Raw genomic sequence first — 25046 nt, forward strand, 5'->3', positions numbered from 1 at the left:
GCTCGGGGAGGGGCTTGCGGTGGGAAGCGCGGGAAGTACCGGGGACACAGGGAGCGCCGGGGACACCGGCAGCGCGGAAGCGGCGATACGCGGCGCGGCCGGCGGCCGTACGGAGCACCGGCACCGGGGCCCGGTCGCCGCCGCGCTGATGCTGGCGATGGCGCTGGCCGCGCTGGACTCGACGATCGTGTCGACCGCCGTCCCCCAGATCGTCGGCGACCTCGGCGGCTTCTCCGTCTTCTCGTGGCTGTTCTCCGGCTACCTGCTCGCGGTGACCGTCACCCTGCCCGTCTACGGCAAGCTCTCCGACACCTTCGGCCGCAAGCCGGTGCTGGTGGTCGGGGCGGCCGTGTTCATCGCCGGGTCGCTGCTGTGCGCGGTGGCCTGGAACATGGCCGCGCTCATCGCGTTCCGGGTGGTGCAGGGCATCGGCGGCGGGGCGTTGCAGGGGACCGTCCAGACACTCGCCGCCGATCTGTATCCGCTGGAGCAACGGCCCAAGATCCAGGCGAAGTTGTCGACCGTGTGGGCGGTGTCGGCGATCGCGGGGCCCGCGGTGGGCGGGGTGCTCGCCGAGTACGCCGGCTGGCGGTGGATCTTCCTCGTCAACGTCCCGGTCGGGGCGGTCGCGTTGTGGCTGATCGTGCGGTATCTCCACGAGCCGGTACGGGAGTTCACGCGGGCGCGGGTCGACTGGGCGGGCGCCGTCGCCGTGTTCGTCTGCGGGGGTGTGCTGCTGACGGCGCTCGTGCAGGGCGGGGTGGCCTGGGCGTGGCTGTCGGCGCCGTCGCTCGCGCTGTTCGGGCTGGGGCTCGCGCTGGTGGGGCTGGTGGTCGTGGTCGAGCGGCGGGCAGCGGAGCCGATCATTCCCGGGTGGGTGTGGCGGCGGCGGACGATCGCGGCGGTCAACTTGGCGTTGGGGGCACTGGGGTTGCTGATGGTCGCGCCGACGGTGTTCCTCCCGACGTACGCCCAGTCGGTGCTCGGCCTCGGCCCGGTCGCGGCGGGCTTCGTCCTGTCGGTCTGGACCCTGAGCTGGCCCGTCTCGGCGGCCCTGAGCCAGCACGTGTACCGGCGAATCGGCTTCCGGGACACGGCACTTGTGGGGATCGGGGCGGCCACGCTGTTCCTGCTGGCGTTCCCGTTCCTGCCCTATCCCGGGTCGGCGTGGCAGCCGACGCTGGTGATGCTGTTCCTCGGCGCGGCGCTGGGTCTGTTCCAACTCCCGTTGATCGTAGGGGTGCAGTCGACGGTCGGCTGGAGCGAGCGGGGCACGGCGACGGCGTCGATCCTCTTCTGCCGCCAGACCGGCCAGACGATCGGCGCGGCGGCCTTCGGCGCGATCGCGAACGCGGTGCTCGCTGCGCGGCTGGGCGGGGGCGGGGACCTGGACTCGGTGACGCGCTCGTGGGGTTCGGGGGGTGCGCCGGAGGAGGTGCGGCGGGCGGTGGCCGATGCCGTGCACGCGGTGTATTTCGGGACTGCGGGGGCGGCGGCGGTGGCGTTTTTGGTGTTGTTGTTCTTGGCGCCTAGGAGGTTTCCGGTGTTGGAGAAGTGAGGGGGCGGGCTGGGGGGCGCCGGGGCGGTTGGGGGTGCGGGGCGGTCTGGGGGTGCGGGTCCATCGGGGCACGGGGCGGTCGGGGGCACAGGTCGGTCAGGGCACGGGCCAGTCGGGGGCACAGGTCGGTCGGGGCACGGGGCGGTCTGGGGGCACAGGTCGGTCTGAGGGCGCGAGTCGGTCGGGGGCGCGGGGCCGCGAGGTTCGCCCGGCGGGTCTTGCCGGGCCGCGAGGTCGGCTCGACCGACCCTGCCCGGCTCGCGGGGTCGAGGAGTTCGCCCGGCGGATCCCGCCCAGCTCGCAGGGTCGAGAAGTTCGCCGACGGATCCCGCCCAGCTCGCGGGGCCGCGAGGTACGCCCGGCGAGTCTTGCCGGGCCGCGAGATCGGCTCGACCCATCCCGCCCACCTCGCGGAGTCGAGAAGTTCGCCCGGCCGATCCCGCCCGGCCCGCAAGGTCGTTCACCCGTTCGGAGGACTGTCGGTATATCCGGCATGCCGGACCCCGGCCCGCTCCTAGGCTGGCTGGCCCGCTCTCGCCCGACCGGAAGAAGGCCCCCCATGCGACCCGCACGCTTCCAGAGCTGGCTGATCGACACGGTGAAGAACACTCCGGGAGCCGACGGCGTACGCCCCCTCTCCGAGGCCGACGACGCCGTCCACCCCTTCGGCGTCGCCCTGACCCGCGCGGGCCGGGAGGAACGCTGGCAGCTCACCCACCAGTTAGCCGACGGCGAGAAGCACGAGCACGACGAACGCCCGGTCCAGTCAACGCCGTTCACCGCCTCGCCCCCACCGCCGGACGCCCCGCCCGACCTGTGGCTGATCGGGGCGATCGGCGCGTCGGAGTCCCCGGAGATCGCGGCGGTGACCCGCTGGACGGACCGCCCGGAACCGTCGTCGCAGACGGGGTTCACGGTGGTGTTCCACTCCGGCGCACGCTCCTTCGTACGCCCTCTGTCCTAATTGGTTTGCGGTGGCCCGATCCGGTCGGATAGCAAGCTCACATGCTTAAAGGCAGCAAAGTCGGGCTCAGAGCCCGGCACGCGGAGGACATCCCGGTCCTGCGGACCGAGCTCTACGACGACGTGGCCGGCGCCTCGCGCGCGGAGGGCGGCCCGTGGCGCCCGGTCACGCCGGGTGCGAAGGACCCGAGGCTGGTGGTGGACGACCCGAAGCCGGACGTCGTCCCGTTCTCCGTCGTCGAGCTGGAGAACAACACACTGATCGGCACGGCGACCCTGTGGGGCATCGACACCCACAACCGCTTCGCCCACCTCGGCCTAGGCCTCCTCCCCGCCGCCCGCGGCAAGGGCTACGGCACCGACGTGGTCACCGTCCTGTGCGACTACGGCTTCACCGTACGAGGCCTGCACCGCCTCCAGATCGAGACGCTGGCCGACAACACCCCCATGCTCGCCGCCGCCGAACGCAACGGTTTCACCCGGGAGGGGGTACTGAGGTCCTCGGCGTGGGTGATGGGGGAGTTCTTGGACCAGGTGGTGCTGGGGGTGTTGGCGGGGGAGTGGAAGAGGGGGGTGTAGGGGACGGGGGCGCGGGTCCGGGCGGGCGTAGGCCGGGGCGGGCGCCGCTCCCCCGCCCCGCAACTCAGCAGCCGACCCCTGCTTACTCCACCGCCCGCCCCGTCAACGCGCTCAAACTGCTCCGTACGTAATCCATGTGCGCCCGCACGTCGTCCCACCGCTCCCCGTGTTCCCTCAGCACCGCCTCCGTCTCGCGGGCGATGCGGTCGGCGCGGTGGTGGGCGGTGTCGAGGAGTTCGGTGGCGTGGGTGCGGGCCTCGGTCTGGAGGCGGCGGGCGGAGTGCTGGGCGGCGGCGCAGGACTGGTGGGCCTCGGTGAGGCGCTGCTCGGCGGCGGCCAGGAGGGCCGCGTGACGGGACTCCAACTCCTCGGCCTGCCCTACGAGTTGACGGTCCAGCTCCTTCCAGCGGGCCTCCCACTCCGGCTCCCGCCCGGCCTTCAGCTCCTCCGTCCGCCGCCGCACCTCCCGCAGCCCGGACAGCACCTCCCCCCGCCCCTCCTTGATCTCCCGCCGCGCCGCGACCCGGATCTCCTCGGCCTCCTCCCGCGCCGCCGCGACCCGCCGCACCGCCTCCGCCTCGGCGCGAGCGCACAGCTCACGCGCCCCCTCCTCCGCCTCCCGCCGCACGACAACGGCGCGTTCCTGAGCCCGCACGCCCTTCTCCCGCGCCTCCCGCCGGGCCAGTTCCCAGACCCCCGCCGCCTCCTCCCGCGCGAGCCGGAACACCGCCTGGGCCCGCTCGCCGAGTTCGCCGTACGTCTGGGGCCTGAGCCCCACGACGGCCTCCCGCAGCCGCGCCGCCTCAACCTCCAGCTCCTTGACCCGCGCCGTCAGCCGCGCGGCCCGCTCCCAGGCGGCGTCGCGGTCGGCGGAGAGCACCGCGGCGAACCGCTCGACCTGCGCCGGGCGGTAACCGCGCCCCCGGGCGGTCATGAATCCGTACGGCGGGACCGACGCACTGGCCATGCTGAGACTCCCCACGACGTCCGAACGATTTTCCGCATATCTTGACGTCTTGGGATGAAAAGAGTGAAACGTGACACTCCGTCAAAAGTAACGCAGAGAATACGAAAAGGGCCGGGCGGGTTCACGAATGAACCCGCCCGGCCCCTCACCGAGAAGGACGGCTTACAACAACCCGTCCCACATCTGCTCCAGCAGCACCGACCACCAGCTGTCCGGCGACCCCAGCGCCGCCGGGTCCAGCGAGGCGAGCTGCGCCTGGAAGTCGACGGTCCAGCGCCCCGCCTGCTCCGGGTTCAGCCCGTACCGCAGCCGCCACATCCGCCCCAACAGGGCGAGACAGCGCGCGAATTCGGGCAGCCCCGTGTTGACGAACTGCGGCGGCACAGGCGTCCCGCCGGGCCCGGCCTCGACGGGGACGGCGACGATGTTGGCGGTGCCGTACTGCACACAGACCGCCTTGCCGAAGTCGCTGCCCATGACGAGGTACGACCCCGCGTCCGGCGCCGCCTGCACCCCCCGCTCCTGCGCCAGCTCCGCCAGCGTCGGCACCGGCCGCCCCGGCTGGGCCTGCGCCCAGAAGAACGGCCCCATGTCGGCGGGCAGTCCCGCGACGACGAGGGTGTGCGCCACGATCGGCGGCACCCCCTGCCGGGCCACCGCCGTCTGCTCGAACCGGAACACCCCCGGTCCGAACGCGGCGGCCAGTTCCTGCCCTATGACCTCCGGCGGCACCCCCGGCACCTGCTGCACCGGCGGCAACGGCGCCCGCACCGGCGCGGGCCGCTTGGGCCCATCAGCAACCTGATGCAACTCCCCCTGGTGCGCCAGGAGTTGCTGCATCCCCTGCTGCCGGCTCGGGTGATCCGTCCCGTACGGCGCGATACTCGCGATCCGCGCCTGCGGCCACTGCTCCCGGATCATCCGCGCACAGTACGCCCCCGGCAGCTCACACGACTCCAACTCCGTGTGCAGCTCCAGCACTTGATCCTGCGGAACGTTCATAGCCCGCAGCTCGTGAAAAATCTGCCACTCCGGGTGGGGTGTGCCCGGGGCACTCCGCCGAATGAGCTGCTGCTCGGAGCCGTCTTGGGCGCGGTACCGGAGGACGGCTTGGTAGCCGGGGCCGACGGTGGGGTGGGGGGTGGGGTTGGGGTAGCCGTAGGTGGGGGTGGAGGGGGTGCCGAGGCCGGGGGCGCCGGGAGCACCGAGGCCAGGGGCACCAGGAATGCCGAGGCCGGGAGCGCCGTGGGCGCCTGGAGCGGCTGCGCCGGGGGCCCCTACGGGGGCTCCCGGAGGCATGCCGGGGGCGCCCGGGAAGGCGGGGGCGGCGGGGGGCATACCGGGGGCGGCGGGCGCTCCCGGGGGAGGTGAGGTGGCCTGGCGGCCTGCGGCGCCGGGTACCCCGGGGGCACCTGGCGGGGGCGGGGGCATGCCGGGGCCGCCGGTGGAGGGGGAGGCCAGCATGGTCGCGGCTTGGTGCATGCCGGCGGGGGCGGAGGGGGGAGGGGGGGTGGCACCGGCGGGTGGGGTGGGGGCGCCGGGTCCGCTGGGAGCGCCGGGTACGCCAGGAGTGCCGGGCCCGCTAGGAGCGCCGGCTGCGCCAGGGACACCGGGTCCGCCAGGAACTCCGGCTGCGCCGGGGACACCGGGTCCGCCAGGAGCGCCAGTTACGCCGGGAACACCGGGCGCGCCAGGAGTGCCGGGGGCACCAAGGACCCCGGGCGCGCCAGGGACGCCGGGAACCCCGGGGGCGCCGGGAGCGCCAGGTACGCCGGGAACCCCGGGGGCGCCGGGAGCGCCAGGTACGCCGGGAACCCCGGGGGCGCCGGGAGTGCCAGAAGTTCCAGGGGCGCCGGAAGAGCCGAGTGCACCAGATGCACCGGAAGTTCCGGGAGCGCCAGAGGCTCCAGGGACGCCGGGAGAGCCGGGTCCACCGGGAGAGCCGGGTCCACCGGGAGAGCCGGGTCCACCGGGTGCTCCAGGCACGCCAGTTGCGCCAGGCACCCCGGCCACTCCAGGTCCGCCGGATGCGCCGGAAACCCCCGGTGCCCCGGGTGTACCGGGAGCGCCAGAGACGCCGGATGCTCCAGGCATGCCGGAAGCGCCGCGTGCCCCAGGAGCCCCGGGCGGCTGAGGTGCCCCCGGTCCGCCGGGCCCGTCCGGACCCAGTGAGGACACCAACTGCGTGGGTACATAAGCCCCGCCGGTCCCGGCGGCACCGGCTCCTGGTACTCCGGGCGGCGCGGGCGGAGGCGGAGTGGACCCGCCCCGGCGCGGCGGCGGCGCCTTGCTGGTCGCCGCGTCCGAGATGTCCGCGACCTGCGTGGGAGCGGCGGGCTGCCCGGCGGGGGGCTGGGGATAGCCGGAAGGAGGCGTACTGGAGACGGCGGGCGAGCCCGGAGGGGGCGTGCCGGGGGCGGCGGAACCTTGGGGGTAGCCGTACGAAGTAGGCGTACCCGGAGCGGGAGTCGACCCCGGAGCGGGCGCCCCTGGAGGGGTGACCCCCGGGGTAGGCGTGCCCGGCACGGCGGCCCCCTGCGGGTAGCCGTACGAAGTGGGCGCACCCGGCGCGGGAGTCGACCCCGGCGCGGGCGCCCCCGGAGGGGTGGCACCCGGAGCTGCCGTACCCGGCGCAGCCGAACCCTGCGGGGAGCCGTACGAGACAGGCGCGCCCGGCGCAGGAGTCGACCCCGCCGCAGGCACCCCCGAAGCAGACGCCCCCGGCGTGGCAGGACCGCCCGAAGCAGACGCCCCCGGCGTAGAAGGACCGCCCGAAGCAACAACCCCCGGCGCAGCCCCCCCACCCGGCCTCACCACCCCCGCCGCATCCATCGCCGGCGCCACAGTCGTACGCGGCAACTGGCTCCCCCCAGCGATCAGCTCAGTCCTCGCCTCAGCGCTCACCCCAGCCCCCCGCCCCCGCTCCTCGTCCACCCCGCTCAGCGGCGGCGCGAACACAGTCGCGGGCAACGGGACCGAACGGTCGTCGCCCTCATCGGCGTTGGTGTCGGTACCGGCCCAGGGCGTCGCACCGACAGGAGCAGCCGGAGAGCCAGGAGCAGCCGCCCCCGAAGCCCCGGAAGCCCCGGAAGTCCCCGAAGCCCCGGCCCCGGACGGACCCCCGGCGCCGAAAGGATCCGAGCCCGGCCGGAAACCGCCACCCGAAGAACCCGGGCCCGAACCCGAACCCGAACCCGAGCCCACGCCCAAGCCCCCTCCAGCCCCGGCCACAGCTCCAGCACCAGCCGCCCCTCCAGCAACCCCAGCGCCACCAACAACCCCAGCCCTCGACCCCCGAGAGCCCCCCGGAACCCCGGCCCCCGGACCACTCACCCCAGCAGCCCCGGAGCCGCCCGGAACCCCGGCCCCCGAACCCCTCGTACCGTCCCCCCGCGAACCACCCGAACCCCCCCGCTCCCCAACCCCCAACTTGTCCGCCGCCTCCTGCAACCACTCCGGCGGAGTCAGCAGGAACGACGTCTGGTTGAGGTCCACCCGGGCCGCGGGAGCCGGCGCCGCGGGGGTCTGCTCGCGGCCGTACAGCTCCTCGTACCGCCGGATGACCTCCCCCACCGGCAAGGACGGCCACAGCGTCGCCTCGCCGCTGTCCTTCGCGAGGACCAGCCGCTGCGCGCCGCCGTCCGAGCGGGGACCGTCCGCGCGGTCCTCGGCCCAGACCACGAAACCCAGGTCGAACTCCCGGACCCGCACCTCACGGTGCTGATAACCGGGCAGCTCCCCGTTCACCCACTCCTCGGCACGCTCCTGCGCCTGCGCGAATGTCACCATCGTCGGATCACTCCCCCGAAGCGGTAGGGACGGCACGGGCGAAGCCGCCGTCGACCATCAGATCGGCCACGGTCACCAGCTCCGGCGGATCACCGGCCAGCCGGGACAGGAACGCGTCGAAGTCGTCGCCGCACGGCACCAGCAGCCGCGCGGTCCGCTCGGCGGGCGGCAGGGCCGGATCGGCGTCGCGGACGTCGTCGTACGCGCAGAACCACACCGAACCGGTCCGCTCGCCGCGCACGCGGACCGCCAGCAGGCCGCCCTGGACGAAGCCGACGCCCAGGTAGTCCTTCGTGAGGTGGTCGCGCAGGCATTTGTTGACGTACACGAGGTCGTTCATCGCGGCCTCGTCGCGGACCGTGAAGAACGGCTGGTCGACGAGGAGCCCGAGTTCCGCGTCCAGCGCGACGGCCACCGGGGCGCAGCCGCCCGCCGCCTTCAGGAAGGAGCGGTAGGCGCCCGGGAGGCGGTAGCCGAGGTCCTCCTCGACCCCCTGGACCTGCGACTCGGTCACGGCGACACCGGACTTGGGCAGCCGGAAGTGCGCGGGCCGGGTCTCCTGGAGCGGGCGGGTGCCGCGCTTGGCGTGGTCGACGCGGGCGGTGGCTATCCCGCCGTGGTGCCGCAGCAGCGCCTTCACCTCGACGGGGACCAGCTCAAGGCGGCGGGTGCCGGCCACGTGGTGCCAGGTCCAGCCGTGCGGGGTGGCCACGTCCGCGACCGTGTCCCACAGCTCGTGCCCGGACGCCGCCAGCGCCTTGTTCGCCGACACGTAGTCCGTCAGCCGCAGTTCGTCCACGCCGAAGCCCTCGGGCGGCTCGGCGATCTCCGCCGCCGCCCGCGCGTACGGCGCGAAGTCGGGGTAGCCGCGCTCGTCGACCCGCACCCCTCTGGGATGCCGGGCCGCCCGGACCGGATCCGGGAAGTGCACGACCTGCCCGGCGTAAGCCGCGTTCGGCGGCACGGCCTGCCCGAGCCGACCTGTCGTCATGGCGGTTGCCCCCTGCGGCACTCTGTACGGGGCCCGCCGCCTCGTAGCGGGGCGCGCGGCCTCGTATCCGAACTCCGTACGGGGCACCCGGCCCCGCACCCGATCTGTGTCCCGCGAGCATGCACACGACCCGCGGTGCGGACAGCCTATGCGGTACGACAAGAGGGGTCACCGGCCCTCCGCCCGCCCCTCCCCACGCCGTGACCAGCCGTCACGAAGCCGTGACAGCGCGCCGGGAACCGGGCGTGTCGCGCGGCCCCAGCTTCCGCACAGGCCACGCGGTTTGGCACTCTGTGTCCTCCGGGGGGAATCCCTGGGGAGGGAAAACGATCATGAACGCGACGCAGACAGGGCCGCACGGCACGGACCGCGGCACACTCCACAGACTGCCGAACGCCCCCCAGTCCAGCCCCCGTAGAGCGGATGGCACAGGCCACGGCGACCCCCGCGGGGTGGGCGACGCCGGCCGGGGTGACCCGCGTATCGGCTGGTCCGCCCAGGACGCGCCGCTGGTCCCGGCCCTGCGCCACCGCCGTGACGGCATACTCCCGACGGTCGCCGCGGCCCTGTCGGTACGCGGAGCGACCCTCACGGGCACGGCCGCCCGCGGCGACCACCCCCCTCAACTCCACCACCTCGTCCAGGACTTCCTGGACTCCCTCCCGAGCGACCGCCGCGACCGCTTCACCGGCCGCTGCGCCGAGGCCCTGCTCATCTCCCGCCACCTCACGGCCGCAGACGCCGCCCGCAGCAAGCGCGCGGCCCGTAAACCCATGACCAACGGCGAGGCACGCAAAGCCCTCAAACAGGCAAAACTCACGGCCCGCCGCATCCGAGAGGACGGCGACCCCCTCCACGGCACCTTCGCGGCCCCCTGCCGGGCGTGCACGGCGCTGAGTTCACATTTCGGGATCCGGGTGGTGGAGAGCGAGGAGTAGCCGTCCGGCGGCGGAGGGAAAGCTGCGGGTGCCGGGGCAGGGTCCGGCCGGAGGCGGAGACCTCCGAACTCTCCCAGGCAGAGCGGGACTTGCGGGAGCAGGACCGGGACCCGGAAGAGGGCGGCCACCGCCTGCGGGCGGCCGGGCCGGAGAAGCCGCCCCGCCCCCCGGACCGACCCCGACCGCCCCCTCGGCCGGCCCCGCACCACCCAGCCCCACCGACCGCCCCTCCTCGCCCGCCACGAACTACGCACGAACGAACGGCAGATGCAGCACACCGACCGCACCACCACCCGCTTCCCCGCCCCCGTCGACACCGCCCTGCGCGCGGCCGGCTGGCAGCCGGGGCGCTGGGACATCAAGCAGGCGGAGTTCTGGGCCGACGCCCTCCGCGACCACACCTCCCCCGCCGGCCACCGCCACGCGGTCTTCCCCGCGGCGGTGGAGGCGTGGGCGGAATTCGGCGGCCTCCACATCACCCCGCCGGGCCCCGGCCGCCAGATCGCCCCGGTGACCTTCCACCTGGACCCCCTGCACGGCCTCCATCTCGCCCGCACGCTAGGAGATTTGGGCAGAGCTTTGGAAACGGACCTCAGCCCCCTGGGGGCGGAACCGGAAACCCACTCCCTGCTGGCGATCGACGCGGAGGGGAGGGTGTACGCGCTGGATCACACGGGGGACTGGTACGTGGGGGCGAGCATCGATGTGGCACTGGGGACGTTGATAGCGGGGGCGGCGCCGAGGAGGTTGGTGATGGAGGGGTAGGGGAGGCTCTCGGCGGAAGCCGGGCCTCTCTTGAAAACGCCGGCACTGCAACGAGGTTCAGGGGCGCGGGGCTGTACCAATTTGCGGCTCCGCCGCGTGGGCGCGACAAGCCCCAACGGCGCCGCACCCGGCACCCCCCAGAACCCCCCACCCCAGCCTCCGCCCCCCTCACCCCACCGGAATCACAGCAGAAACCCGAAACCCCCCCGCCTCAGTAGCCCCGGAAACAAACACACCCCCCAACGCCACCACCCTCTCCTTCATCCCCACCAACCCATTCCCCCCCGAAGGCAACCGAGCCGAAACCACCGCCTCAGGCGCCGCCTCATTCTCGACCTGCATCGCGATCTCACCCCCCCGATGCGCGAGCCGCACATACGTCTTCGCCCCCGCCGCATGCTTATGCACGTTGGTCAACGCCTCCTGCACCACCCGATAAGCAGTCTGCTCGACCTCCGCCGCATACCCCCGCACCTCCCCCTCCACCCTCAGCTCCACCACCATCCCGGCAGCAGCCGACTGCCCCACCAACTCCTCCACCTCCGCAAGACACGGCCCCTCCCCCTCCTCAGAAACCACGACCGCCGCGGAAACCGCCACCGGCGGCGAACCCCCACTCCGCAACACCCCGAGCATCTCCCGCAACTCCGTCAACGCCTGCCGCCCCATGTCCCCCACCAGCACGGCGTTGCGCACCGCCTTCTCAGGATCCTTACGCGCGACGGCCTGCAACGCGGCCGCATGGACGACCATCAGACTCACCCGATGCGCGACGACATCATGCATCTCCCGAGCGATCCGCGTCCGCTCCTCATTACGCGCCCACTCCGCCCGCTCCTCCGCCCGCTCCGCCAGCAACTGCAACTCCCGCTCCAGCGAGTCCGCCCGCTCCCGCAACGACTCCATGAGCCGCCGCCGCGCCCCGACATACAGCCCGAGCAGTACGGGAGGCGCCGTGATCCCCAGCGAGGTCGCGATGGAGGCGAACGGGATGAACCAGTCCCCGAGCGTGAAGTCCCCCCGCCCGACGACCCCCTGCTTCAACCGCACGAACGCCACCACCAGCGTCCCCAGGAACGACATCCCGGCGAGCGCCCCGATGATCCGCCGCGGCACCTCGGAGGCGGCGAGGGTGTAAAGCCCGGCGATCCCCATGAGGAACCCCATCTGGGCCGGCGTGATCGCGATGGCGACGAGCACGACAGGAATCGGCCACTTCCGCCGTACGACGAGCACGACCCCGGCGAGCACCCCGAACACCACCCCGGCGACGACGGGAATCCCGGCGTCCCGGGCGAACGGCACCCCCTCGACCCCGCATTCAAGGCCCGACAACACCCCGAGCCCCACATCGAACACAGCGCTACGCCGCCGAGGCCACCACCACAGCCCTCCCCGCCCGCCGACGCCCTCTTCCCCCGTCCTGGTCATACCCCCACCCTACGGGCGCCCCCCACCCCACACCGGGCGAGTTTCCTCACGCCGCCCCGGCCCTCTCCCGCCGGGCCCGGGAATGACCGCCGGAAGAAGGGAGTGGATCTGTACCGTCGCGTCGAAGGCTCTTGGTACGGCATAGTATTGAGAGCCGCTCGGCCACTTGGACAACTGTCCGTTTAGCCGGGTTTGATCCCCTGTGGTGTAATTGGCAGCACTGTGGCTTTTGGTGCCATCTGTCCGGGTTCGAGTCCTGGCGGGGGAGCACACCACGTTCGGGCCCTGACCGGCACAGCCCCGTCAGGGCCCGCTCTCATGTCCCCAAAGAAACCCCCCGGTATCCTTCGGATGTCCCCACCTCACCCCACCCGAAGGGCCACTCCGTGAGCGCCATCCGCCCGGCCGCCGTCGTCGTACTCGCAGCGGGTGAGGGCACCCGTATGAAGTCGGCCACACCGAAGGTCCTGCACGAGCTCTGCGGTCGCAGCCTGGTCGGCCATGTCCTGGCCGCCGCGGGGGAGTTGAGCCCGCGAGAGCTGATCGTCGTCGTGGGGCACGCCCGGGAGAAGGTCCGCGCGCACCTCGCCGAGGCGGAGGCCGACACCGGCGTCCGCACCGTCGTCCAGGAGCAGCAGAACGGCACCGGCCACGCCGTCCGCATCGCGCTGGAGGAGCTGGGCGGGAGCGTCGAGGGGACCGTCGTGGTCGTCTGCGGCGACACCCCCCTCCTCTCCGGAGCCACCCTCTCCGCCCTCGCCGCGACCCATCACACCGACGGGAACGCCGTCACCGTGCTGACCGCCGAGGTGCCGGACGCGACCGGGTACGGGCGGATCGTGCGGGATGACCAGGGCGCCGTCACCGCGATCGTCGAGCACAAGGACGCCTCCGACGCCCAGCGCGCGATCCGTGAGATCAACTCCGGGGTGTTCGCGTTCGACGGGCAGCTGCTCGCCGAGGCGCTGAAGAAGGTGCGCACGGACAACAGCCAGGGCGAGGAGTATCTGACCGATGTCCTCGGCATCCTGCGCGAGGCGGGGCACCGGGTCGGGGCGTCCGTCGCCGGGGACCACCGGGAGATCGCCGGGATCAACAACCGCGTACAGCTGGCCGAGGCGCGCCGGATCCTCAACGACCGGCTGCTGACGCGGGCGATGCTGGACGGGGTCACCGTCGTGGACCCGGCGACGACGTGGGTCGACGTGACCGTCACCTTCGGGCAGGACGCCCTCGTCCACCCGGGCACGCAGCTGCTGGGCGCCACGCACATCGGGGAGGGCGCGGAGGTCGGGCCCAACACCCGCCTCAAGGACACGCATGTCGGCGCGGGCGCCCGGGTCGACAACACCGTCTCCGACTCCGCGCGGATCGGTGAGGGCGCGAACGTGGGGCCGTACGCCTATCTGCGGCCGGGGACGCGGCTGGGGGCGAAGGCGAAGATCGGGACGTACGTCGAGACGAAGAACTCCTCGATCGGGGAGGGCACGAAGGTGCCGCATCTGTCCTATGTGGGGGACGCGACGATCGGGGAGCACACCAACATCGGTGCCGCGAGCGTGTTCGTGAACTACGACGGCGAGAACAAGCACCACACGACCGTGGGCTCGCACTGCAAGACGGGTTCGGACAACATGTTTGTGGCACCCGTCACCATCGGGGACGGCGCGTACACCGCCGCCGGCTCCGTCATCACCAAGGACGTACCGCCCGGTTCGCTGGCCGTGGCCCGTGGCCAGCAGCGGAATATCGAGGGCTGGGTGGCCCGCAAGCGGCCCGGAAGCGCCGCCGCGCGGGCCGCCGAGGCCGCCTCCCCCGCGGGAGACGGCGCTAGCTGACCGAAAACGGGTGCGCTGAACAGGGCGTACCGTGATAGAGCCGACGCCATTCGGCCCAAGTGCACACCCGCACCCCACCGGCTGACACCTCTGAGGAGACAGTGCTGTGACCGGGATCAAGACGACCGGCGAGAAGAAGATGATGTTCTTCTCCGGCCGCGCCCACCCCGAGCTTGCCGAGGAGATCGCCTACCAGCTGGGCGTCGGGGTCGTGCCGACCCGGGCGTTCGACTTCGCCAACGGCGAGATCTACATCCGCTACGAGGAGTCGGCGCGTGGTGCGGACTGCTTCGTGATCCAGAGCCACACCGCCCCGATCAACCAGTGGATCATGGAACAGCTGATCATGATCGACGCGCTGAAGCGGGCTTCGGCGCGGTCGATCACGGTGATCGTGCCGTTCTACGGCTACGCCCGCCAGGACAAGAAGCACCGCGGCCGCGAGCCCATCTCGGCCCGCCTGATCGCGGACCTGATGAAGACGGCGGGCGCCGACCGCATCCTGACGGTCGATCTGCACACCGACCAGATCCAGGGCTTCTTCGACGGCCCCGTCGACCACCTCTTCGCCCTCCCGCTGCTCGCGGACTACGTGGGCGCGAAGGTGGACCGCAACAAGCTGACGGTCGTCTCCCCCGACGCCGGCCGTGTCCGGGTCGCCGACCGCTGGTGCGACCGGCTGGGGGCGCCGCTGGCGATCGTCCACAAGCGCCGTGACAAGGACGTGGCGAACCAGGTCACCGTCCACGAGGTCGTGGGTGAGGTCGAGGGCCGGGTCTGTGTCCTCGTCGACGACATGATCGACACCGGCGGTACGATCTGCGCCGCCGCGGACGCGCTGTTCGCGCACGGTGCGGAGGACGTCATCGTCACCGCCACCCACGGTGTCCTGTCCGGCCCGGCCGCGGACCGGCTGAAGAACTCCCGGGTCAGCGAGTTCGTGTTCACCAACACCCTCCCCACCCCGGGCGAGCTGTCGGCCGATCTCGACAAGCTGACGGTCCTGTCGATCGCGCCGACCATCGCGAGCGCGGTGCGTGAGGTGTTCGAGGACGGTTCGGTGACGAGCCTCTTCGACGAGCAGTGAGGTTTCTGCACGCTCGGTGACGGGCGTGGATGATCCTTTTGGGTACGGCCTCCCCGCCGGGTAAGCTACGAAAGTTGCTCGGCGAGGGAGGCCGTCCCGCTTTTACGGGGGCCGGTGATCCGTTATCGACGCGCTCTTCGTAGCAGGCCGTTGTACATGGCCGGGTGACCAGCTTCCGCCACCTATCTCTACGAGGAGTTGATCCCCATGTCCGAGGTCAAGCTCGCCGCCAGCCCCCGCACCGAGTTCGGCAAGGGCGCCGCCCGCCGCATCCGCCGTGCCAACCAGGTTCCGGTCGTCCTGTACGGGCACGGCACCGAGCCCCAGCACCTCACCCTCCCGGGTCACGAGCTGCTGCTCGCCCTGCGTACCCCGAACGTCCTGATCTCCCTGGACATCGACGGCAAGGGCAACGAGCTGGCGATCCCGAAGGCCGTTCAGCGCGACGCGATCAAGGGCTTCCTCGAGCACGTCGACCTGCTGCTGGTCAAGCGCGGCGAGAAGGTCACCGTCGAGGTGCCCGTGCACGCCGAGGGTGAGCTGGCGGCCGGCGGGAACCTGCTGGAGCACGTCCTGAACACGCTGACCGTCGAGGCCGAGGCCACGCACATCCCCGAGGCCGTCACCGTCTCCGTCGAGGGCCTGGAGGCCGGTGCCTCCATCCACGCCAAGGACATCAAGCTGCCGGCCGGCACGACGCTGGCCATCGACGCCGACGCGGTCGTCCTCCAGGTTCTGGCCGCGCAGGCCGAAGAGGCCGAGGCTTCCTCCGACGAGGCCGCCGAGGCCTGAGCCCAGGCCTTCGGCGAGTAAGCCGACAGGCGTGAGTTGCTCTGGGCCTCTGCTTGACGGGCGCCCGGAGCCGCTGGCTGCCAGTGTGGGCCGTCGTCTCCCTCCGGAGGCGGCGGCCTTCGCACATCCCCCAAGGAGACCCCTCTCATGACCACCCCCTCCCCCACCGACCCCTGGCTCGTCGTCGGGCTCGGTAATCCGGGACCCGAGTACGACATGAACCGGCACAACGTCGGGTTCATGGTGGCCGATCTGCTCGCGCGGCGGATGGGGGGCCGGTTCAAGCGGGCCGGGAAGGCTCAGGCGCAGGTCGTCGAGGGGCGGATCGGGGCGCCGGGGCCCGCTTCGCGGCGGGTGGTGCTGGCAAAGCCGACGTCGTACATGAACCTCTCCGGCGGCCCCGTGAACGCGCTGCGGGACTTCTACAAGGTGCCGGTCGCCCACATCGTGGCCGTCCATGACGAGCTGGACATCGACTACGGCGTGCTGCGGCTCAAGCTGGGCGGCGGGGACAACGGGCACAACGGGCTGAAGTCGATGACGAAGGCGATGGGGGCCGACTACCACCGGGTCCGGTTCGGCATCGGCCGGCCCCCGGGCCGGATGCAGGTCGCCGACTTCGTGCTGAAGGACTTCTCCTCGGCCGAACGCAAGGAGCTGGACTACTTCGTGGACCGCACCGCCGACGCCGTCGAGGCACTGGTGACCGAGGGGCTGGAGCGGGCGCAGCAGTCCTACAACTCCTGAAGCGTCCCGCCCTTCACCGCGCCGACGAACGCGGACCATCCGGTGTGCGGGACCGTGAGGGCGCCGCGCTCGGGGGTCTTGCTGTCACGGACGGGGACGACGCCGGGGAAACCGTCGGCGACCTCGACGCAGGACCCGCCCTCGCCATTGCTGTACGACGACTTGCGCCAGGCGGCGGCGGTCAGGTCGGGTGTAGTGCTCATAGTCGTGTGTAGTCCTCCGCCGCCGATGCGATCAGGGCCAGGGACGCCGACGGCGACAGAGCGGCGGCCCTGACCAGATCGTATGACCTCTGGTACCTGGCCACCAACCTTGGTTCTTCAAGGAGTTGACCGCTGTGCGCGCTCTCCGTGTACACCACGGGAGGCGCGTCGGCGAAGGTCATGAGACTGAACATTCCGTGGTTGAGCGCGTAGGCCCCTTCCGTGAAAGGCAGGACCTGCACCAAGACTTGGGGGTGGCTGTCTCCCATCTCCGCCAGATGCGCCAACTGCGCGGCCATGACCGCCGGTCCGCCGATCGGCGTCCTGAGCATCGCCTCGTGGACCACCACCCACAGCTCGGGGGCTTCCGCCGAGTCGAGCAGCTTCGCGCGCGCCAGCCTCTTGGAGACGTGTCCCTCGATCTCGTCCGCCGGAGCGAACGGCAAGGTGGCGCGCGACAGGGCCCTCGTGTATTCCTCCGTCTGCAACAGCCCCGGCACCACCATCAGCGCGTACTCGCTGATCGTCCGCGCCCGCTTCTCCAGCTCCGCCGCGTCCACGAAGTACTCCGCGTACCCGGTCTTGCGGGCCAGGTGACAGAGCCGCTCGAAGTGCTTTCCGGTGCCGAAGATCCGGTCGAACTGGATGGACAGGTCGACCTGCGGCAGCCGGAGCGCGGACTCGAACAGGCCGATGTACGCGCCGGAGCAGAAGACCAGCGCCGCCAGCTGCTCCTGCGAGTACCCCGCTTTCTCCCGCTCGCGGCGGAGTTCGGCGCCGTAGAAGACCCTCGGCGACGCGTACGGGTCGAACCCCGGTACGCCCTCGCCCTTGGCGGTGGGCTTGGTCATGTCGGTCACGCTCCTTTTGTCGGCAGTCGTCTTCTACCGAAGGTAGCGCCGTGATGCCGCTCCGTGAGCGGGAATCAGGAGACTCAACTCCCCCATTGACGGACCGCGCAGGCATGGCCAATGATCCCCGCCATGCCAGCCTCCCGTGCCCGGTCCCGCCGGAAGGGCAAGCCCCGTCGTACCCCGTCGGCCGCGCTGCGTGCCGGGCGGCTCGGGGGGATGGGGCTGGTCATGCTGCTGATCCTGGTCGCGGGGGTGTGGGCGTCCTGGGGGACCGCGCAGCACGTGATGCTGACGCAGGGCAGGGAGCAGGGGACGGTGACCGTCGCGCGCTGCGGCGAGGAGTCCTGCACGGGGTCCTTCACGCCGGTCTCGACCGGGGCGACCGCCCGCGAGAGCGTCGTCATCGCCGAGCCGATCGCGGTCGAGGAGGGGCGGACGTACGCGGTGGTGGTGAAGCCCGGCTCCGACGAGGTCGTCCGCTCGGGCCCGGCCGGTGTGCTGTACGCCTGGGTCCCGTTCGGCGGGGCGCTGCTGCTGGCGTCGGCGGTGGCGGCGGGCGGGCTGCGCAGTACGCGGCTGGGGTGGGTGTTCGCGGGGGCGGGGGTGGCGTTGGTGACGGCGGCTTTCCTCGCCGTATAGACGAAGCGCCGCCGCGGCTTTCCACGACGTAGGGGGCGCCCAACTCCTGGACGCCCCCTATGACTTGACCGACCGTCAACTCCCGCTGGCTCAGCCGGTGTTGCGCAGCCCCGCCGCGACTCCGTTGACGGTGAGCAGCAGTGCCCGGGACAGCACCGGGTCGGGCTCGGTGCCGGCCGCCGCCGCGTCGCGCTGCCGCTTCAGGAGGGTCACCTGGAGGTAGGAGATCGGGTCGAGGTAGGCGTCCCGGATCGAGAAGGTCTGCTTCAACACCGGGGTGGCGTCGAGGAGTTCACCCTCGCCGGTGATCTTCAGGACCTCGGCGACGGTGAGTTCGTGCTCGGCGCGGATGCGGTCGAAGACGTGCCGGAGGTTGTCCGGGACGAGGGTGTCGACGTAGTGCGCGGCGATCCGCAGATCGGTCTTGGCCAGGGTCATCTCGACGTTGGAGATGAAGTTCTGGAAGAAGTGCCACTGCCCGTGCATCTCGTCCAGGACGCTGTCGAGCCCGGCCTCGCGCAGCGCCTTGAGGCCGGAGCCGACGCCGAACCAGCCGGGGACGATCTGGCGGGACTGGGTCCAGCCGAACACCCACGGGATGGCGCGCAGCCCGTCGAGCCCGGCGCCGGAGTCGGGCCGGCGGGAGGGACGGGAGCCGAGGTGGAGTTCGGCGAGCTGGTCGACGGGGGTGGAGGCGAAGAAGTACGCGGGGAGGTCGGGGTCCTCGACGAGCCGGCGGTAGGCGGTGTGGGCGGCGTCGCTGACGACGTCCATCGCCGCGTCCCAGCGGGCCAGCGCCTCGTCGGACTGGCGGGGCGCGGTGTGCAGGGCGGAGGCCTGGAGGGTCGCGGCGACCGTGAGTTCCAGGTTCTCCCTGGCCAGCGACGGGATGAGGTACTTGTCGGAGATGACCTCGCCCTGCTCGGTGACCTTGATCTCGCCCTCCAGGGTGCCCCAGGGCTGGGCGAGGATCGCGTCGTGCGAGGGGCCGCCGCCGCGGCCGACGGTGCCGCCGCGGCCGTGGAAGAGGCGCAGGCGTACGCCGTAGCGGTGGGCGACGTCGCGCAGCCGGCGCTGGGCGCGGTGGATCTCCCACTGGGAGGTGGTGATGCCGCCGAACTTGGAGGAGTCGGAGTAGCCGAGCATGACCTCCTGCACATCGCCGCGCAGGGCCACGAACCGCCGGTAGGACGGGTCGGACAGCATCTCCTCGAGGATGGTGTCGGCGGCCTTCAGCTCGTCGGTGGTCTCCAGGAGCGGGACGATGCCGATCTTGGCCCAGCCGGCGTGCAGGTCGACGAGTCCGGCCTCGCGGGCGAGGACGGCGGCGGCGAAGACGTCGTCGGCGCCCTGGCACATGGAGATGATGTACGACTCGACGACCTCGGGTCCGAAGACCTCCAGGGCCCGCTTGACGGTCTGGAACACGCCGAGCGTCTTGGCGCCGGCGGCGTCGACGGGGGCGGGGGTGCCGGCGAGCGGGCGGCGCGAGCGGAGTTCCTTCGCGAGGAGCTTCGTACGGTATTCGCGCGGCATGTCGGTGTAGCGCCAGGACTCCTCGCCGAGCCGGTCGAAGAGCTGGCCGAGGGCGTGGTGGTGGGCGTCGGCGTGTTCGCGGACGTCCATGGTGGCGAGCTGGAGGCCGAAGGCCGCGAGGGTCCTTATCGTGCGGTTCATGCGGCCGTCGGCGAAGAGGCCGCCGCGGTGGGCGCGCAGGGAGGTCTGGATGAGGGTGAGGTCAAAGAGGAGTTCGCTGGTGCCGAGGTAGTCGCGGCCCTCTTCGTGCGGGATGCCCTTGGCGAGGCGGGTCTTGGTGTTCTCCAGCTTCTGGCGGATGCAGGTGGCCTTGAGCCGGTAGGGCTCCTCGGCGTTGAGCCGCTTGTAGCGGGGGCTGATCTCGGGCAGCCGCTCCAGGTCCAGGGCCAGCGAGTCCAGAAGTTCCTGCGTGGCGCCGGTGTAGCGGATGGAGTTGGAGAGGAAGCCGCGCAGCTCGTCGATGGTCTCCAGGGCGTCGTTGATGCCGTGCTCGTGCTGGAGGATCAGGACGTCCCAGGTGACCTGGGGGGTGACGTTGGGGTTGCCGTCGCGGTCGCCGCCGATCCAGGTGCCGAAGGTGAGCGGCCGGGTCTCCTCGGGCAGCTCGACGCCGACGCGCTCCAGCTCGGCGGTGAGGTCTTCGAGGACGTCGCCGACGGCGCCGGCGTGCAGCTCGTCGAGGTAGTAGATCGCGTTGCGGGCTTCATCGGCCGGCTCGGGGCGGACCACCCGCAGTTCATCGGTCTGCCACACGAGGTCGATGTTCTCGGCGAGGCGGGTGTCGTAGCGGCGCCGGTCGGACTCGATGACCGGGGTCTCCAGGAGGGCGGCGATGCGCCGGAGCTTGTTCAGGACGGAACGCCGGGCGGCCTCGGTCGGATGGGCGGTGAACACGGGCCGCACATTCAGATTCCGCACGCTCTCGCGGACGTGCTCGGGGTCGGCGTCCTTGAGCCGGTCGGCGGTGCGGGCGAGCAGGCCGCCCTCGGCGGCGCGGCGGGCGCGCAGCTCACGGCCGCGGTGCACCTGCTCGGTGACGTTGGCGAGGTGGAAGTACGTGGAGAAGGCGCGGACGAGCTTGGCGGCGGTCTCCAGCTCGGTGCCGCGCAGCAGCTCGGCGGCGGCCTCGCCGTCCTCGCGGGTGAGGCGGCGGACCCTCTCGACCAGTTCGAGCAGTTCGGGGCCCTCCTGGCGGACGAGGGTCTCGCCCAGGAGATCACCCAGCCGGCGGATGTCGGCGCGCAGCTCGGCGGAGGTCGTCGTGCTCTGGTCGTCGGCACTGCTCACAGGTGCGGCTCCTTGCAGTGGTGAAGCTCGTCTGGCATCTGGAGAAACCCGGAGGTCAGGCGGGTACGCGGAGACTTTCGCATACGGGCCGGACATCAGGGAAGAAAACAGAGCGGACCGCGCTGTCCGACCGAACCCAAGGATAGGTGCCCGGCGCGGCGCGCAGTCGGTCGGGCTCTTGCCGCTCCGCGATGCACTGCCATACTTACGACGCCGTAGGTTACGCAACCGTAGGAAACCGCGGCCCGGTATCTCTCTCCCATCTCCGACCCCACAGGGGACGCCCCATGGCCACAAGCTCCGATGTGATCGACGACGCCCCGAAGGGGGCGCACTCCCCTGACGCGCCGCCGCAGTCGGCGACGCTGGGCGGGGAGCAGAAGCGCTCGATCGAGCAGATCGCGCTGCTGATCTTCATCATCGTCCCGTTCCTCGCCGTGCTCGCGGCGGTCCCGCTGGCCTGGGGCTGGGGGGTGAGCTGGCTGGATCTCGGGCTGATGACCGGGATGTACTTCCTGACCTGCCACGGCATCACGATCGGTTTCCACCGCTACTTCACGCACGGCTCCTTCAAGGCGAAGCGCCCGCTGCGGATCGCGCTGGCCGTCGCGGGTTCGATGGCGGTGCAGGGCCCGCTGGTGCGCTGGGTGGCGGACCACCGCAAGCACCACAAGTTCTCCGACGCGGACGGCGACCCCCACTCGCCCTGGCGGTTCGGCGAGACGATCCCCGCGCTGCTGAAGGGCCTGTGGTGGGCGCACATCGGCTGGCTGTTCGACGAGGAGCAGACGCCGCAGGAGAAGTACGCGCCGGATCTGATCAAGGACGGTGCGATCCGGACGATCTCGCGTCAGTTCGTGCTGTGGACGCTGCTGTCGCTGGCGATCCCGCCGCTGGTGGGCGGGCTGGTGACGATGTCCTGGTGGGGCGCGTTCACCGCGTTTTTCTGGGGTTCGCTGGTCCGGGTGTCCCTGCTGCACCACGTCACCTGGTCGATCAACTCGATCTGCCACGCGGTCGGCAAGCGCCCCTTCAAGTCCCGGGACCGCTCGGGCAACGTCTGGTGGCTGGCGGTCCTGTCCTGCGGCGAGTCCTGGCACAACCTCCACCACGCCGACCCGACCTCCGCGCGGCACGGTGTGGAGCGCGGCCAGATCGACTCCTCGGCGCGGCTGATCCGCTGGTTCGAGCTGGCGGGCTGGGCGACGGATGTGCGCTGGCCGTCACGCTCGCGTATCGATTCGCGCCGTAACGGGGGCGAGGGGCGCTCCCGGCAGGGGAAGGCGGCGGCCGAACCGGCATGATGGACGGCGTGGCCATCGATCCCAGCAGCACCGCGAGCAACGAGAAGCCCCGGCGGGCACGCCGTACCCGCATGACCGGTGCGGAGCGCCGCCAGCAGCTGCTGGAGATCGGCCGCACCTTGTTCGCCGCGAAGGGTTTCGAGGCGACGTCGGTGGAGGAGATCGCCGCCAAGGCGGGCGTCTCCAAGCCGGTCGTGTACGAGCACTTCGGGGGCAAAGAGGGGTTGTACGCGGTGGTGGTGGACCGCGAGATGCGGCGGCTGCTGGACATGGTCACGAGTTCTCTGACGGCAGGGCATCCCAGGGAGCTGTGCGAGCAAGCGGCGTTCGCGTTGCTGGACTACATCGAGGAGTACACGGACGGCTTCCGCATCCTCGTCCGCGACTCCCCCATCCCCCAGTCCACGGGCTCCTTCGCCTCCCTGATCTCGGACATCGCGACCCAGGTGGAGGACATTCTGGGCCGCGAGTTCAAGAGCAGGGGTTTCGACCCGAAGCTGGCGCCGCTGTACGCGCAGGCGCTGGTGGGGATGGTCGCGCTGACGGGGCAGTGGTGGCTGGATGTACGCCGCCCGCGGAAGGCGGAGGTGGCGGCGCATCTGGTGAATCTGGCGTGGCACGGGCTGGACGGGATGGAGGCCAAGCCGCATCTGATAGGGCGGCGGAAGAACTGATTCCGTCAGCCGGTGGGGGTTCGGTCACTCGCCTCGGGGACAAGATTCACACGAAGGTGCGTAACCAATAAGGCGAAACGTTAACCTTGTGTCATCATGCCCTCATGACCGAAATCACGATCAGCGCAGCCCGCGGCCAGCTCGGTGACCTGGTCCGCCGCGCGGCCCACAACCGCGAGACCATCGCTCTCACCGACCACGGGCATGTGGCGGCGCTGCTCGTCTCTCCGCAGGTGATAGAGGATCTGGAAGACTCGCTGGCTCTCGCCGACTTCCAGCGGCGCAAGGCCGAGGGGACTCTTGAGCCGGGCATCCCGATGGCAGAGGTACGCAAGCGACTGGGGCTCGAACAGAAGTGACCTACGAGATCATCTTCGAGCCGCACGCCCTGAACGCTGCCGCTCGATTCCTCGAAGAAGACCCGAACGGCCTGGCGTTACTCCTGGACACCATCGACAAGCTGGCCGACAACCCTCGGCCGACCGGCTCGTACGCATACGGCTCGCCCGACATCCGCCGTATGCGCATGGGCGACTACCGCGTCCTCTACTTCATCGACGACGAAGTGATTCGCGTCCTCATCACCCACCTGGGCCGCACGACATAGCCCTTCACGCCCCCTTCGTAGCCACCGCGAACAGCCTGCGGAACGGGAAGACCGTTCCGTACGGCTCTCTCGGGTACGCCTTTCTGAGCAGACCCCGGTATTCGTTGACGAATGTCTCCTGGGCCTCTGGGTCGTCGGTCAGGGCGTCCAGGGCCGGGCGTAGGGCTGTGCCCTTGACCCAGTCCAGGACCGGGTCTTCGCCCTGGAGGGTGTGGAGGTAGGTCGTCGTCCAGATGTCGGGGGTCAGGTCTTCTCCCGCCAGGATCCTCAGGTAGGTCTCCGGGAGTTCCACCGAGTTCTCGCCCCGCAGGACGTCCGCCAGCCGGTGTCTCCAGCGGGGCGCCGACGCCAGTTCACGCATCAGGGTGTGGTGGGGGGCGTCGAGGTTGTACGGGATCTGGAAGGCGAAGGTGCCGCCGGGTCTCAGGGACGCCAGCCAGGCCGGGAACCTCCTCACATGCCCCGGGACCCATTGCAGGGCCGCGTTGGAGATCAGGAGGTCGTACTCCTCGTCCGGGGTCCAGGTCGTCAGGTCGGCAGGCGCGAAGTCCAGCCTCTCCGTCGCGTACCTCTCCGCCTCCGCCAGCATCCGCGGCGAGTTGTCGTACCCCGTGATCCGCGCCTGCGGCCAGCGGTCCGCGAGGAGTCTCGTGACGTTGCCGGGGCCGCAGCCGAGGTCCGCGATGCGGGGGGTCGGGGCGGGGAGGGCGGGCACTCTCGACAGGAGGTCCGTGAAGGGGCGGGAGCGGTGGTCCGCGTGACGGAGGTACTGGGCCGGGTCCCAGGAGGGGTTCGTCATGCTCCCAGCCTCCAAGAGTCGGTCTCTCGATGTCAAGAGACTCGACATCAAGAGACTTCACGTCGACACAACCACTACACTGATCCGCATGGAGGACGAGGTCGATCGGCTGGTCGCGGCATGGCGTCGGGAGCGCCCGGACCTCGACGTGGAGCCGCTGGAAGTGCTGAGCCGCGTCAGCAGACTGGCCCGCCATCTGGACCGGGCCCGCCGGCTGGCCTTCGCCGAGCATCACTTGGAGCCCTGGGAGTTCGACGTCCTGACCGCGCTACGCCGCGCAGGCGCCCCCTACCAACTCTCTCCCGGCCAACTCCTGACCCAAACGCTGGTCACCTCCGGCACGATGACCAACCGCATCGACCGCCTGACCAAAAAGGGCCTGGTGGAACGCCTCCCCGACCCCACCGACCGCCGAGGAGTCCTGGTCCGCCTCACCCCAGAGGGCCAAGACCGAGCAGACCAGGCCTTGGCAGGCCTACTCACCCAGGAACGAGCCATCCTGGCGGAGCTGTCGGGCCATCAGAGGGCCGAACTGGCAGCGTTGCTGAGGCAGTTGACGGCCCCGTTCGACAATATCCCGGGTTGACGCATCGGTTGAGGGGTGGGGGGGATGAGGGGCGGGGCTGACGGGGCGCGGGCTGAGGGCGCGGACTGAGGAGCCGAGGGCTACAGCCCGGAGGGCCGAGGGCGAGGGGCTG

23 protein-coding genes and 1 tRNA gene are annotated in these 25046 nt (G+C 71.4%); 16 read left to right on the forward strand and 8 right to left on the reverse strand.

The window, feature by feature from the left end:
* Window positions 1-85 precede the first annotated feature (85 nt).
* The 3 genes from ACYUD3_RS27800 (at window position 86) to ACYUD3_RS27810 (ending at window position 3100) form a co-directional block, all read left to right on the forward strand.
* Complete coding sequence (locus ACYUD3_RS27800) at window positions 86-1558, forward strand: MFS transporter (RefSeq protein WP_470975733.1); 1473 nt, start codon at window positions 86-88, stop codon at window positions 1556-1558.
* Between the two features lie 559 nt (window positions 1559-2117).
* Window positions 2118-2522 carry a hypothetical protein gene (locus tag ACYUD3_RS27805; RefSeq protein WP_470975339.1) on the forward strand — a complete coding sequence of 135 codons (405 nt, stop codon included), beginning with the start codon at window positions 2118-2120 and terminating at the stop codon, window positions 2520-2522.
* 41 nt (window positions 2523-2563) lie between these two features.
* Window positions 2564-3100: a GNAT family N-acetyltransferase gene (locus ACYUD3_RS27810; protein ID WP_470975341.1), complete on the forward strand. Its 537-nt coding sequence runs from the start codon at window positions 2564-2566 to the stop codon at window positions 3098-3100.
* Window positions 3101-3182: 82 nt separating this feature from the next.
* Here ACYUD3_RS27810 and ACYUD3_RS27815 read toward each other — a convergent pair whose 3' ends face one another.
* From ACYUD3_RS27815 to ACYUD3_RS27825, 3 genes are all read right to left on the reverse strand, one after another.
* Window positions 3183-4067 (reverse strand): cellulose-binding protein, encoded by an 885-nt coding sequence (locus ACYUD3_RS27815; protein WP_470975344.1) that lies wholly within the window; start codon window positions 4065-4067, stop codon window positions 3183-3185.
* Window positions 4068-4229: 162 nt separating this feature from the next.
* Window positions 4230-7856: an SUKH-4 family immunity protein gene (locus ACYUD3_RS27820; protein WP_470975347.1), complete on the reverse strand. Its 3627-nt coding sequence runs from the start codon at window positions 7854-7856 to the stop codon at window positions 4230-4232.
* A gap of 7 nt (window positions 7857-7863) precedes the next feature.
* Window positions 7864-8847, reverse strand: coding sequence for an SMI1/KNR4 family protein (locus ACYUD3_RS27825; RefSeq protein WP_470975350.1), 984 nt, complete (start codon window positions 8845-8847; stop codon window positions 7864-7866).
* 332 nt (window positions 8848-9179) lie between these two features.
* On the opposite strand from ACYUD3_RS27825, the gene ACYUD3_RS27830 reads away from it, so the two are divergent.
* Entirely contained in the window at window positions 9180-9785 is a 606-nt protein-coding gene (locus tag ACYUD3_RS27830; protein ID WP_470975352.1) for a YwqJ-related putative deaminase, read from the forward strand.
* 267 nt (window positions 9786-10052) lie between these two features.
* Window positions 10053-10550, forward strand: coding sequence for an SUKH-3 domain-containing protein (locus tag ACYUD3_RS27835; protein WP_470975355.1), 498 nt, complete (start codon window positions 10053-10055; stop codon window positions 10548-10550).
* Window positions 10551-10718: 168 nt separating this feature from the next.
* Here ACYUD3_RS27835 and ACYUD3_RS27840 read toward each other — a convergent pair whose 3' ends face one another.
* Window positions 10719-11981, reverse strand: a complete 1263-nt coding sequence (locus ACYUD3_RS27840) for a sensor histidine kinase (RefSeq protein ID WP_470975358.1) — start codon at window positions 11979-11981, stop codon at window positions 10719-10721.
* A 196-nt stretch (window positions 11982-12177) separates the two neighbouring features.
* Between ACYUD3_RS27840 and ACYUD3_RS27845 the strand changes: the two genes are divergently transcribed.
* The 5 genes from ACYUD3_RS27845 to pth all read left to right on the forward strand — a co-directional run bounded on the left by ACYUD3_RS27845 (window position 12178) and on the right by pth (window position 16445).
* Window positions 12178-12249, forward strand: a tRNA-Gln gene (locus ACYUD3_RS27845).
* Window positions 12250-12367: 118 nt separating this feature from the next.
* Entirely contained in the window at window positions 12368-13819 is a 1452-nt protein-coding gene (glmU, locus tag ACYUD3_RS27850; protein WP_470975361.1) for a bifunctional UDP-N-acetylglucosamine diphosphorylase/glucosamine-1-phosphate N-acetyltransferase GlmU, read from the forward strand.
* A gap of 106 nt (window positions 13820-13925) precedes the next feature.
* Window positions 13926-14906: a ribose-phosphate diphosphokinase gene (locus tag ACYUD3_RS27855; RefSeq protein WP_470975364.1), complete on the forward strand. Its 981-nt coding sequence runs from the start codon at window positions 13926-13928 to the stop codon at window positions 14904-14906.
* A 207-nt stretch (window positions 14907-15113) separates the two neighbouring features.
* Window positions 15114-15698, forward strand: a complete 585-nt coding sequence (locus tag ACYUD3_RS27860; protein WP_470975366.1) for a 50S ribosomal protein L25/general stress protein Ctc — start codon at window positions 15114-15116, stop codon at window positions 15696-15698.
* Between the two features lie 147 nt (window positions 15699-15845).
* Window positions 15846-16445 (forward strand): aminoacyl-tRNA hydrolase, encoded by a 600-nt coding sequence (gene pth / locus ACYUD3_RS27865; RefSeq protein ID WP_470975369.1) that lies wholly within the window; start codon window positions 15846-15848, stop codon window positions 16443-16445.
* Here the strand turns inward: pth and ACYUD3_RS27870 are convergent.
* Together ACYUD3_RS27870 and ACYUD3_RS27875 are read right to left on the reverse strand one after the other, a co-directional pair.
* Window positions 16433-16648 (reverse strand): DUF397 domain-containing protein, encoded by a 216-nt coding sequence (locus tag ACYUD3_RS27870; RefSeq protein ID WP_470975372.1) that lies wholly within the window; start codon window positions 16646-16648, stop codon window positions 16433-16435. The two genes, pth and ACYUD3_RS27870, sit on opposite strands and share 13 nt — an antisense overlap.
* Entirely contained in the window at window positions 16645-17499 is an 855-nt protein-coding gene (locus ACYUD3_RS27875) for a helix-turn-helix domain-containing protein (protein ID WP_470975375.1), read from the reverse strand. The genes ACYUD3_RS27870 and ACYUD3_RS27875 overlap by 4 nt, the downstream gene beginning before the upstream one ends.
* Window positions 17500-17631: 132 nt before the next feature.
* Between ACYUD3_RS27875 and ACYUD3_RS27880 the strand changes: the two genes are divergently transcribed.
* The gene (locus tag ACYUD3_RS27880; RefSeq protein WP_470975377.1) at window positions 17632-18141 is read left to right on the forward strand and encodes a hypothetical protein; all 510 of its coding nucleotides are present in this window, start codon (window positions 17632-17634) and stop codon (window positions 18139-18141) included.
* A 90-nt stretch (window positions 18142-18231) separates the two neighbouring features.
* On the opposite strand, the gene ppc is transcribed toward ACYUD3_RS27880, so the two are convergent.
* Window positions 18232-20964, reverse strand: a complete 2733-nt coding sequence (gene ppc, locus ACYUD3_RS27885; protein WP_470975379.1) for a phosphoenolpyruvate carboxylase — start codon at window positions 20962-20964, stop codon at window positions 18232-18234.
* Window positions 20965-21251: 287 nt separating this feature from the next.
* On the opposite strand from ppc, the gene ACYUD3_RS27890 reads away from it, so the two are divergent.
* The 4 genes from ACYUD3_RS27890 (at window position 21252) to ACYUD3_RS27905 (ending at window position 23549) form a co-directional block, all read left to right on the forward strand.
* A complete protein-coding gene (locus ACYUD3_RS27890) occupies window positions 21252-22268 on the forward strand; it encodes an acyl-CoA desaturase (protein ID WP_470975380.1) in 1017 nt (338 codons plus the stop codon).
* A complete protein-coding gene (locus ACYUD3_RS27895; RefSeq protein WP_470975383.1) occupies window positions 22265-22942 on the forward strand; it encodes a TetR family transcriptional regulator in 678 nt (225 codons plus the stop codon). Before ACYUD3_RS27890 ends, ACYUD3_RS27895 begins: the two co-directional genes overlap by 4 nt.
* A gap of 104 nt (window positions 22943-23046) precedes the next feature.
* A complete protein-coding gene (locus ACYUD3_RS27900) occupies window positions 23047-23301 on the forward strand; it encodes a type II toxin-antitoxin system Phd/YefM family antitoxin (RefSeq protein ID WP_470975386.1) in 255 nt (84 codons plus the stop codon).
* Window positions 23298-23549: a type II toxin-antitoxin system RelE family toxin gene (locus ACYUD3_RS27905; protein WP_470975389.1), complete on the forward strand. Its 252-nt coding sequence runs from the start codon at window positions 23298-23300 to the stop codon at window positions 23547-23549. The genes ACYUD3_RS27900 and ACYUD3_RS27905 overlap by 4 nt, the downstream gene beginning before the upstream one ends.
* A 4-nt stretch (window positions 23550-23553) precedes the next feature.
* On the opposite strand, the gene ACYUD3_RS27910 is transcribed toward ACYUD3_RS27905, so the two are convergent.
* Window positions 23554-24348, reverse strand: a complete 795-nt coding sequence (locus tag ACYUD3_RS27910) for a trans-aconitate 2-methyltransferase (protein WP_470975392.1) — start codon at window positions 24346-24348, stop codon at window positions 23554-23556.
* An 88-nt stretch (window positions 24349-24436) separates the two neighbouring features.
* Here ACYUD3_RS27910 and ACYUD3_RS27915 point away from each other — a divergent pair, with 88 nt between their 5' ends.
* Window positions 24437-24934, forward strand: a complete 498-nt coding sequence (locus ACYUD3_RS27915) for a MarR family winged helix-turn-helix transcriptional regulator (RefSeq protein WP_470975396.1) — start codon at window positions 24437-24439, stop codon at window positions 24932-24934.
* Window positions 24935-25046: the final 112 nt, after the last annotated feature.

This window comes from Streptomyces sp. AMJ-169 (assembly GCF_055597585.1).

Bases quoted from the DNA above. Each gene is read 5' to 3' on its own strand.
- ACYUD3_RS27825 (WP_470975350.1), bottom strand. From the start codon at position 8,847: ATGACGACAGGTCGGCTCGGGCAGGCCGTGCCGCCGAACGCGGCTTAC.
- ACYUD3_RS27815 (WP_470975344.1), bottom strand. From the start codon at position 4,067: ATGGCCAGTGCGTCGGTCCCGCCGTACGGATTCATGACCGCCCGGGGG.
- pth (WP_470975369.1), top strand. From the start codon at position 15,846: ATGACCACCCCCTCCCCCACCGACCCCTGGCTCGTCGTCGGGCTCGGT.
- ACYUD3_RS27915 (WP_470975396.1), top strand. From the start codon at position 24,437: ATGGAGGACGAGGTCGATCGGCTGGTCGCGGCATGGCGTCGGGAGCGC.
- ACYUD3_RS27870 (WP_470975372.1), bottom strand. From the start codon at position 16,648: ATGAGCACTACACCCGACCTGACCGCCGCCGCCTGGCGCAAGTCGTCG.
- ACYUD3_RS27875 (WP_470975375.1), bottom strand. From the start codon at position 17,499: ATGACCAAGCCCACCGCCAAGGGCGAGGGCGTACCGGGGTTCGACCCG.
- ACYUD3_RS27880 (WP_470975377.1), top strand. From the start codon at position 17,632: ATGCCAGCCTCCCGTGCCCGGTCCCGCCGGAAGGGCAAGCCCCGTCGT.
- ACYUD3_RS27805 (WP_470975339.1), top strand. From the start codon at position 2,118: ATGCGACCCGCACGCTTCCAGAGCTGGCTGATCGACACGGTGAAGAAC.
- ACYUD3_RS27835 (WP_470975355.1), top strand. From the start codon at position 10,053: ATGCAGCACACCGACCGCACCACCACCCGCTTCCCCGCCCCCGTCGAC.
- ACYUD3_RS27860 (WP_470975366.1), top strand. From the start codon at position 15,114: ATGTCCGAGGTCAAGCTCGCCGCCAGCCCCCGCACCGAGTTCGGCAAG.
- ACYUD3_RS27890 (WP_470975380.1), top strand. From the start codon at position 21,252: ATGGCCACAAGCTCCGATGTGATCGACGACGCCCCGAAGGGGGCGCAC.
- ACYUD3_RS27810 (WP_470975341.1), top strand. From the start codon at position 2,564: ATGCTTAAAGGCAGCAAAGTCGGGCTCAGAGCCCGGCACGCGGAGGAC.
- ACYUD3_RS27830 (WP_470975352.1), top strand. From the start codon at position 9,180: ATGAACGCGACGCAGACAGGGCCGCACGGCACGGACCGCGGCACACTC.
- ACYUD3_RS27900 (WP_470975386.1), top strand. From the start codon at position 23,047: ATGACCGAAATCACGATCAGCGCAGCCCGCGGCCAGCTCGGTGACCTG.
- ACYUD3_RS27910 (WP_470975392.1), bottom strand. From the start codon at position 24,348: ATGACGAACCCCTCCTGGGACCCGGCCCAGTACCTCCGTCACGCGGAC.
- ACYUD3_RS27840 (WP_470975358.1), bottom strand. From the start codon at position 11,981: ATGACCAGGACGGGGGAAGAGGGCGTCGGCGGGCGGGGAGGGCTGTGG.
- ACYUD3_RS27820 (WP_470975347.1), bottom strand. From the start codon at position 7,856: ATGGTGACATTCGCGCAGGCGCAGGAGCGTGCCGAGGAGTGGGTGAAC.
- ACYUD3_RS27895 (WP_470975383.1), top strand. From the start codon at position 22,265: ATGATGGACGGCGTGGCCATCGATCCCAGCAGCACCGCGAGCAACGAG.